Here is a 2,625-nt window from a genome sequence, read left to right as displayed (position 1 = left end):
CGCCTCGGCGTAGCTCGCCGACGCGTCGTAGATCGTGGTCTGCGGCGCGCCCTCGGCCAGGAAGTCGCGGGTGAAGCCGCCCTGGACGTCGTCGAGCAGCAGGTTGCGCAGGCGGATGTTCGCGAAGGTGCCGCGGATCATCACCTCGTGGTTGCCGCGCCGCGAGCCGTACGAGTTGAAGTCCTTGCGGTCCACGCCGTGCTCGGTCAGGTACTTGCCCGCGGGCGAGTCGGCCTTGATCGAACCGGCCGGGGAGATGTGGTCCGTGGTGACCGAGTCGCCCAGCAGCGCCAGCACGCGCGCGCCGCTGATGTCGGTGACCGGCTTCGGCTCCATCTCCATGCCCTCGAAGTACGGGGGCTTGCGCACGTAGGTGGAGTCGTCGGCCCACTCGAAGGTGTTGCCGGTCGGCGTGGGCAGCGACTGCCAGCGCTGGTCGCCGGAGAACACGTTCTCGTAGCCCTTGGCGAAGCCCTCCGGCGAGATCGCCGAGCCGACGACCTCCGAGACCTCCTGCGGCGACGGCCAGATGTCGGCCAGGTAGACCGGCTTGCCCTCGTTGTCCGTGCCGAGCGGCTCGGTGGTGATGTCCTTGTCCATCGAGCCGGCGAGCGCGTACGCCACCACGAGCGGCGGGGACGCCAGGTAGTTCATCTTGATGTCGGGGTTGATCCGGCCCTCGAAGTTCCGGTTGCCCGACAGCACCGACACCGCGGCGAGGTCGCCGTGGTTGATGCCCGCGCTGATCTCCTCCTGCAGCGGGCCGGAGTTGCCGATGCACGTGGTGCAGCCGTAGCCGACCAGGTGGAAGCCCAGCTTCTCCAGGTACGGCATGAGGCCGGCGCGCTCGTAGTAGTCCATGACGACCTTGGAGCCGGGCGCCAGCGTGGTCTTGACCCACGGCTTGCGCTCCAGGCCCTTCTCCACGGCCTTCTTCGCCAGCAGCGCCGCGCCGATCATCACCGACGGGTTCGAGGTGTTGGTGCACGAGGTGATCGCGGCGATCGCGACGGCGCCGTGGTCCAGCTCGAACTCGTTGCCGTCCAGGGTCACCTTGACCGGGTTGGACGGGCGGCCCTCGCTGCCGGTCGCGGCCGAGTGGACCACGCGCGGCGCGCCGCCGTTGTCACCGTTCGCGGGCGAGATCGGGTCGCTGGCCGGGAAGGTCTCCTCCACGGCCTCGTCCACGCTGGAGGCCGAGGTCGGCTCGCTGTCGGAGACGTACGCGCCCAGCGCCTGGCGGAACGCGGTCTTGGACGCGGCCAGCTCGATGCGGTCCTGCGGGCGCTTCGGGCCCGCGATCGACGGGACGACCGTCGACAGGTCCAGCGACAGCGTCTCGGAGTACACCGGCTCGCGGTCGGCCTCGTGCCACAGGCCCTGCTCCTTGGCGTACGCCTCGACCAGCGCCAGCTGCTCGGCCGCGCGGCCGGGCAGCTTCAGGTAGTCGATGGTCTCGCCGTCGATCGGGAAGATCGCGCAGGTGGAGCCGAACTCCGGGCTCATGTTGCCGATGGTGGCGCGGTTGGCCAGCGGCACCGCGCCGACGCCCGAGCCGTAGAACTCGACGAACTTGCCGACCACGCCGTGCTTGCGCAGCATCTCGGTGATCGTGAGCACCAGGTCGGTGGCGGTCGCGCCCGCGGGCAGCTCGCCGTGCAGCTTGAAGCCGACCACGCGCGGGATCAGCATCGACACCGGCTGGCCCAGCATCGCGGCCTCGGCCTCGATGCCGCCGACGCCCCAGCCCAGCACGCCGATGCCGTTCACCATGGTGGTGTGGCTGTCGGTGCCGACCAGGGTGTCCGGGTAGGCGACGCCGTTGCGCACCATGACCACGCGGGCCAGGTGCTCGATGTTGACCTGGTGGACGATGCCGGTGCCCGGCGGGACGACCTTGAACTCGTCGAACGCGGTCTGGCCCCAGCGCAGGAACTGGTAGCGCTCCTTGTTGCGCTCGTACTCCAGGTCCACGTTCAGCTCGAAGGCGTCCGGGCGGCCGAAGATGTCGGCGATCACCGAGTGGTCGATGACCAGCTCGGCCGGGGCCAGCGGGTTGACCTTCGCCGGGTCGCCGCCGAGCTGGGTCACGGCCTCGCGCATGGTGGCGAGGTCGACCACGCAGGGCACGCCGGTGAAGTCCTGCATGACCACGCGCGCGGGCGTGAACTGGATCTCCTTGTTCGGCTGGGCGCTGGGGTCCCAGGCGCCGAGCGCGCGCACGTGGTCGGCGGTGATGTTCGCGCCGTCCTCGGTGCGGAGCAGGTTCTCCAGCAGGATCTTCAGGCTGTACGGCAGGCGCTCCGCACCCTCGACGGCGCTCAGTCGGTACACCTCGTACGAGGCGTCGCCGACCGAGAGCGTGCCGCGGGCGCCGAAGCTGTCCTTGCTCGCTGGTGCAGTCACGTCCAACTCCATCTGGTGACTCTGGTGACGCGCATAAGTCGGTAGGGGAACATCCGTGAGTCTTCCGCACCTGTGGGTGCGGCGCCCTCTCGCCCTAAACAGTACGCGTGTCCTGTATGGGGGTTCAAGCTGACCCGCGAGGTTGGTCCGAGGCGGCGGGGAGGCGCGCGGTCCGGGTGCGGGACCCCGCTGGGCCGGGTGGGCGCGGGCGGCGTGGCA

The 2,625-nt window shown here is 70.0% G+C and carries 1 protein-coding gene; it reads right to left on the bottom strand.

Annotated features, from left to right (window positions below; translation table 11 throughout):
- The coding region (locus ACTUAL_RS25270; RefSeq protein ID WP_440901994.1) for an aconitate hydratase at positions 1-2,406 on the bottom strand (2,406 nt) is incomplete at its 3' end.
- Between the last annotated feature and the right edge of the window lie 219 nt (positions 2,407-2,625).

Source organism: Actinosynnema sp. (assembly GCF_052038725.1).
The sequence above is the reverse complement of the archived record's forward strand: the minus strand, read 5'-3'. Positions and strand labels throughout refer to the sequence as shown.